Here is a 5,475-nt window from a genome sequence, read left to right on the forward strand (position 1 = left end):
AGCGACAGCCACGAAGCCAGACGCTTCGCCTTGTCGCGCGACAGGATCGTGTCGCCATAGCCGTTTTCCAGCGCGTCGATCGCGACGGAAACGAAGTCGCCCGCCTGCACTTCTACCTCGCCCGCGTCGTTCAGGAACTCTTCGAGCGGGATGTAGGCTTCGGACTTGAGACCAGCGTTGACGACCACGAAGTTGTGGTCAACGCGCACGACTTCGGCGGAGATCACCTCGCCAGCGCGCATGTCTTGCTTGGTCAGCGACTCTTCGAACAGAGCCGCAAAAGATTCGGTATTCGGGGTAGAGGTTTGCAGGTCGGACATAAAAATCGAAAGTTGCATGGTTTTCGCGGTGCCCGGCTGACCGGATGGTCAAGCAATGACGGCTAGTGTGCGAATGCCAAGCGGGGTTAAGGGGTTAAAACACGCTCCACGCCTATACGGGGAGCACCTACACGACAACAGACTGCTTCTTGCATCTACTGCTTTACAACGAAATTCCTGAATGCATTTTCAAGCGGCGGGCAAAAGCGCCTGATACCACTGCACCACCTGATCGACCGCCTGGTCGACTGACAACGTGGAGGTATCGAGCAACTTCGCATCCGCTGCAGGCTTGAGTGGCGCGGCTACGCGCTGACTGTCGCGCGCGTCGCGTTCACGCAAATCCCGGAGCAAGTCATCTATATTAGCAGAAAAACCTTTTTGGATCAATTGCTTATGCCGGCGCGTAGCTCGGGCCTCAGCGCTGGCGGTCAGAAACACCTTGAGCGCGGCGTCCTGGAAGATCACGGTGCCCATATCGCGGCCGTCCGCAACCAGCCCCGGCTCCTTGCGAAAAGCCCGCTGACGGGCCACCAACGCGGCTCTCACAGGTGCGTGAACGGCGATTGCCGAGGCCCGTTTGCCGACTTCCTCGGCGCGAATCTCGCTTGAAACATCGACGCCGTCGAGCTGCGCGAGCCCCTCGCGGAACGTGATGTGGAGGTCGTCGATCAGTTTGGCAAGGGCGTCGGAGTCGTCCGCCGCGATGTTGTAGCGCTGACTAGCCAGCGCGGCGAGCCGGTACAGGGCGCCGCTATCCAGCAGGTGGAAGCCGAGATTGGCGGCGACCAGCGCGGCCACGGTGCCTTTGCCGGAGGCGGTCGGGCCGTCGATCGTAATAACGGGCGTCTGGTGAAAGGGACGGGTCGGTTTCATCGAAAAAGTCGCGCGTCAGGTCGATTCGGTCGAATCAAGGTTGGGCCAACGCTGTGAAGCGCTCGAAATAGTCCGGGACAGTCTTGGCGACGCACTTCGGATCGTTAATGCGCACCGGCACGCCGCCGAGACTCACCAGCGAGAAGCACATCGCCATGCGGTGGTCGTCGTAGGTGTCGATCGCAGCATTCGGCGTCAGTTGCTCCGGCGGCGTAACAGCGATGTAGTCTTCGCCCTCCACCACCTTGGCGCCGACCTTGCGCAGTTCGGTCGCCATGGCGGCCAGCCGGTCGGTTTCCTTGACGCGCCAGCTCGCGATGTTGCGCAGCGTGGTCGTGCCGTCGGCGAACAGCGCCGCGACGGCAATGGTCATGGCCGCATCCGGGATCAGGTTGCAATCCATGTCGATCGGTTCCAGCTTGCCGTGATCATGGCCGACACCGCGCACCTCGATCCAGTCGTCACCCATCGACACGTTCGCGCCCATGCGGATCAGCGCGTCGGCAAAGCCCACATCGCCCTGGATGCTGGCCCGCCCAACCCCTTCCACGCGCAGCGGGCCGCCGCCGAGCGCGCCCGCCGCGAGAAAATACGAGGCGGACGACGCATCGCCCTCCACCATGATCTTGCCCGGCGACTGATAGCGCTGCCCGGCCGGCACCGTGAACTGATGCCAGCCGTGACGCTCGACCTTGATGCCGAAGCGCTCCATCAGCTTGAGGGTGATCTCGATATAGGGCTTGGAGATCAGCTCGCCGTCCACCTGAACCACCGACACGCCGCTTTCCGTGCGCAGCAGCGGCAAGGTCATCAGCAGCCCGGTCAGGAACTGGCTCGACACGTCGCCGCGCACGCGGATCGGTGCCTCGACGGCGATCTGGCCTTCGCGAATCCGCAGCGGCGGAAAGCCTTCGTTGCCCTCATAGTCGATTCGGGCTCCGATCTGCCGCAAGCCGTCGACGAGGTCGCCAATCGGCCGCTCGTGCATCCGCGGCACGCCGTGGACGCGATAGCTGCCGCCGTTGACCGCCAGCGCCGCCGTCAGCGAGCGCACCGCTGTGCCGGCGTTGCCGAGAAACAGGTCGGCGGTCTTCGCGGTAAACGCGCCGCGCGTGCCCGTCACGACGCACTCGTCGCCTTCGCGCTTAAGCTTGACGCCGAGCTTCTCCAGCGCATCGAGCATCACGCGCGTGTCGTCGGAATCGAGCAGGTTGGTGATCGTCGTTTCGCCTTCGGCCAGCGCCGCAAGCAGCAACACGCGGTTCGAAATGCTCTTCGAGCCTGGCAAGCGAATCGTGCCGGACGCACGGGAAAACGGTCCGAGATCGAGGTATTCCATGATTGAGTCCAGTTCCGGTTATTTCGTGGCGTCGGGGGCAGCGGTTAGCGCCGCGCGCTGTTCCTGCCATTCGGTGCGCGCCTCGCGCGAGCGGGCGAACACAGCCTCGAGCGCGGCGCCGTCCGCCGCCTCGACGGCCGCGCGCAGCTGCGCGAGCACCGCCGTGTAGCCATCCAGTTCGTCGAGCAGCGCTGCGCGGTTCGCTACGCAGATGTCGCGCCACATTTCCGGGCTCGATGCTGCGATCCGCGTGAAATCGCGGAAGCCGCCCGCCGCGAAGGAAAATTTCAGCGCGGCGTCGGGCGAATTGAGAATCTGCTCGACCAACGCAAACGACAACAGATGCGGCAAATGGCTCACCGAGGCGAAGACGCGGTCGTGTTGCGCCGGCGTCATCGCATGCACCGCTGCGCCGGTCGCGCGCCACATGGCGGCGACGCGCTCCACCGTATCAGGCCGATTCTCCGGCAATGCACACAGGACCACGTTACGGCTAACGTACAGATCAGGCAAGGCGGCGTCCACTCCGCTCGACTCACGCCCGGCAATCGGATGGCCCGGCACGAATTGGCGACTCCTGTCACCCCGCGCGGCGCGCGCCGCGGCGACGACGTCGGACTTGGTGCTGCCCGCGTCGGTGACGATGGTGTCCGGGTCGAGAAACGGCGCGATCCGCTCGAGCAGCGGCTGGGTCTGCGCCACCGGCGCCGCCAGCAGCACGAGATCCGCGCCGGCCAGCGCGGCACTCAGCGCTGCGTCGTCGGATAGCGCGGCCGTGCCGTCGATCACGCCGAGTTCAAGCGCCCGCGCCGTCGATGCGGGCGAGCGCCCCACCCCAATCACGGTGCGCGCGCCTGCCACATCGCCACGCTCGCGCAGCGCGCGCGCAAGCGAGCCGCCGATCAGACCGACACCAAAAATCACCAGCTTGTTAAAAGAAAACCCGGCCACGTCGATCACAGAGAAAAGCGCGCCACAGCGTGAAACGCTGGCGCGCGGGTCAAAATCTGACGCTCGGCTATAACGCCTCGCGTCGCCACTCAGGCCGGCGCAAGCGTCTTTTCAAGCGCCTTGAGAAACGCTTCGTTTTCTTCCGGCAGGCCGATCGTGATACGCAGCCATTGCGGCAAACCGTAATTGCCAACGGGACGCACGATCACCCCCTGCTTCAACAACGCGAGGTTGACGCGATTGCCCGCTTCGTCGTCATTGCCGACGCGCACCAACACGAAGTTGCCCGACGACGGCACATACTCGAGGCCAAGCCTGTCGAATCCTTCCGTCAGACGACGATAGCCCTGAGCATTCAGCGCCGCGCTCTTTTCGAGGAACGCCGAGTCGTTCAAGGCTGCGATCGCCGCGGCTTGTGCCAGTGTGTTCACATTGAACGGCTGACGCAGACGGTTCAGCAAATCGGTCAGTTCCGGTTGCGCGATCGCGAAGCCGACGCGCAGACCCGCCAGGCCGTAGGCCTTCGAAAACGTACGCGACACCAGCAGATTCGGATAACGTCGCACCCAGGCGATTGAGTCGTAGCGCTTTTCCGGCGCCAGATATTCGGTGTACGCCTCGTCGAGCACCACCACGACATTGCGCGGCACTTTGGCGAGGAACGCCTCGAGCGCCGGGCCTTGGATGAACGTGCCGGTCGGGTTGTTCGGGTTAGCGACGAAGATCAGGCGAGTGTCGTCGGTGATCGCGGCCAGCATGGCGTCGAGGTCGTGGCCGTGCTTGACCGCCGGCACGACGATCGAGCGCGCGCCCAGACCCTGCGTAGCTAGCGCGTACACCGCGAACGAGTACTGCGCGTAGACGATCGACTGCCCCTTCTCGACAAACGCGTGCGCCGCGATTTCGAGGATGTCGTTGCTGCCGTTGCCGAGCGTGACCCAGTCAGCCGGCACGTCGTAACGGCCACTCAATGCCGCCTTCAGTTCGAACGCGTTCGCATCCGGATAGCGGCCCAGTTCGCTCGCGGCCTGCACGATCGCACGCTGCGCGGATTCCGGCATGCCCAGCGGATTCTCGTTCGACGCGAGCTTCACGATGTTCGCCTCATCGAGGCCAAACTCGCGGGCCACTTCCGAAATCGGCTTGCCGGCGATATAAGGCGCAATCGCACGCACATAGGAAGGACCGAAAGGGGTTGTCATGAGTATCTCCGGATCGACTATTTGACGTATTGAATTAGGTTCGGCGAGACGCGAGGTCTGGACATCAACGAGCTTGCGGGTACGAACCGAGAATCTTCAGGAATTCGGCCTTTTCGCCAAGCTCGGCAAGCGCTGCCGCCACCGGAGCATCGTCGCGATGACCTTCGACGTCGATGTAGAAGTAGTACTCCCACGTACCGACGCGCGCCGGCCTTGACTCGAAGCGCGTCATCGAGACGCCGTGACGGGCCAGCGGCTCCAGCAGCTTGACCATCGCTCCCGGCTGGTTCGCGACCGAGACGATCAGCGAGGTTCGATCGTTGCCGCTCACGCCGGTCGGTTCTTTGCCGATCATCACGAAGCGCGTGCGGTTGTGCGGATCGTCCTGGATCAGCGCATGCACGACCTGCAGGCCGTAGCGCGTTGCCGCGCGATCTCCGGCGATGGCCGCAACGCTCGGATCGCTGGCGGCAAGCCGCGCCCCTTCAGCGTTACTCGACACCGCCTGACGTTCCAGATGCGGCGCGTTCGACGCGAGCCAACCCTGGCATTGCGCGAGCGCCTGCGGATGCGCACACACACGCGTCACGCCGGTCAGCTCGCCGTTTAACGCCAGAAGATTGTGATGGATCGGCAAAGCGAGTTCGCCGCCGATCAGTAATTGTGTTTGCAACAGCAGGTCGAGCGTGCGCGACACTGCGCCTTCGGTCGAATTTTCGATCGGCACGACGCCGAATTCGGCGGCACCCGCTTCGACCGAGCGGAACACTTCGTCAATCGACGGACA

Annotated in this window: 6 protein-coding genes; all 6 read right to left on the reverse strand. The window is 63.8% G+C overall.

All coding sequences use genetic code 11. The annotated features are described in order from the left end of the window. Nucleotides 1–338, reverse strand: a 338-nt coding sequence (locus M0954_RS19220) for a S1 RNA-binding domain-containing protein (protein ID WP_297354922.1), incomplete at its 3' end; no start/stop codon positions are given. A 171-nt stretch (nt 339–509) separates the two neighbouring features. Beyond that, nucleotides 510–1,196, reverse strand: a complete 687-nt coding sequence (gene cmk, locus M0954_RS19225; protein ID WP_123385675.1) for a (d)CMP kinase — start codon at nt 1,194–1,196, stop codon at nt 510–512. Nucleotides 1,197–1,230: 34 nt separating this feature from the next. Beyond that, entirely contained in the window at nt 1,231–2,535 is a 1,305-nt protein-coding gene (aroA, locus tag M0954_RS19230) for a 3-phosphoshikimate 1-carboxyvinyltransferase (RefSeq protein WP_297354923.1), read from the reverse strand. Nucleotides 2,536–2,553: 18 nt separating this feature from the next. Continuing rightward, nucleotides 2,554–3,495: a prephenate dehydrogenase/arogenate dehydrogenase family protein gene (locus M0954_RS19235; RefSeq protein WP_297354925.1), complete on the reverse strand. Its 942-nt coding sequence runs from the start codon at nt 3,493–3,495 to the stop codon at nt 2,554–2,556. An 80-nt stretch (nt 3,496–3,575) separates the two neighbouring features. Further along, nucleotides 3,576–4,688 (reverse strand): histidinol-phosphate transaminase, encoded by a 1,113-nt coding sequence (gene hisC / locus M0954_RS19240; RefSeq protein WP_123385673.1) that lies wholly within the window; start codon nt 4,686–4,688, stop codon nt 3,576–3,578. A 64-nt stretch (nt 4,689–4,752) separates the two neighbouring features. After that, on the reverse strand, nt 4,753–5,475 hold a 723-nt coding region (pheA, locus tag M0954_RS19245; protein ID WP_297354927.1), incomplete at its 5' end, for a prephenate dehydratase.

The organism is Paraburkholderia sp. (assembly GCF_026225065.1).
GTDB lineage: Bacteria > Pseudomonadota > Gammaproteobacteria > Burkholderiales > Burkholderiaceae > Paraburkholderia.